Source organism: Aliterella sp. E5.1 (genome assembly GCF_057473825.1).
This window is the reverse complement of the sequence record NZ_JBYCCV010000492.1, coordinates 1-1,010: the sequence shown is the minus strand read 5'-3', so window position 1 is coordinate 1,010 and position 1,010 is coordinate 1. Positions and strand designations below refer to the sequence as shown.

Genomic DNA, 1,010 nt, shown 5'->3' with positions numbered 1-1,010 from the left:
CAGGGGCGTAAAGTCAACGCCGGAGCGATTGAGATCCGGGGGCTCCACCTGAATCCCCATACTCAGGCAAGTGGCAATGTACTTTTGCACCTTATCCTGATCGCCACTATTGGCAGTCAACAGAGCTGCCATGTACTCCACCGGATAGTTGGCTTTTAGATAGGCGGTTTGATAGGTGACGTAGCCGTAGGCCGTGGAATGGGACTTGTTAAAGCAATACTCAGCAAACAGGACCATCTGCTCAAATAAATCCTGAGCCACTTTGGATTTAACCCCGTTCTTGGCTGCCCCTTCAATAAAGATCTCCCGGTGCTTTTGCATCTCTGAGACTTTCTTTTTGCCCATGGCTCGGCGAAGCAAATCCGCCTGCCCCAGGGAGTAGCCGGCCATTTCCTGAGCAATCTTCATAATTTGCTCTTGAAACACCATAATCCCGTAGGTTTCATCCAGAATTGGTTCTAGAATTTGATGCTGGTAGTCAATTTTTTCCCGGCCATGTTTGCGGTTGATAAATTTAGGAATCAGGCCCGCATCCAGCGGACCGGGACGATAGAGGGCCAAAATTGAAGAAATATCTTCAAGATTGGAAGGCTTCAAGTCGCGAACTACCTGCCGCATCCCGGAGGACTCTAGCTGAAATATCCCCTCTAACTCCCCACGGGCTAAGAGTTGGAAGGCATTTTGATCCTCCAGGGATAGCTGGTCCGCATCAAGTTCAAAGTTGCGGGTTTGTTTAATTAAATCAACGGTTTTTTGGATCATCGTCAGGTTTTTTAGACCCAAAAAGTCCATTTTTAACAGCCCCAGGGATTCAATATCCTCCATGAAATACTGGGTGATCACGGAGCCATCGTTGTTGCGCTGCAACGGAACACTCTGATCCAAGGATTCGGCAGCAATCACCACACCAGCGGCATGAACCACAAAAGACTTGTTAGTGACCTCAATGAGGATCGCCATATCAAGCACGATGCGTAAGTAGTGCTGTTTATCGTATTTTATCTTAAACC

Annotated in this window: 1 protein-coding gene; it reads right to left on the bottom strand. The window is 47.9% G+C overall.

Annotated elements, in window-relative coordinates; translation table 11 throughout:
* Window positions 1–1,010, bottom strand: a 1,010-nt coding sequence (gene dnaE / locus AC2VE5_RS28490) for a DNA polymerase III subunit alpha (RefSeq protein WP_486890870.1), incomplete at both ends; no start/stop codon positions are given.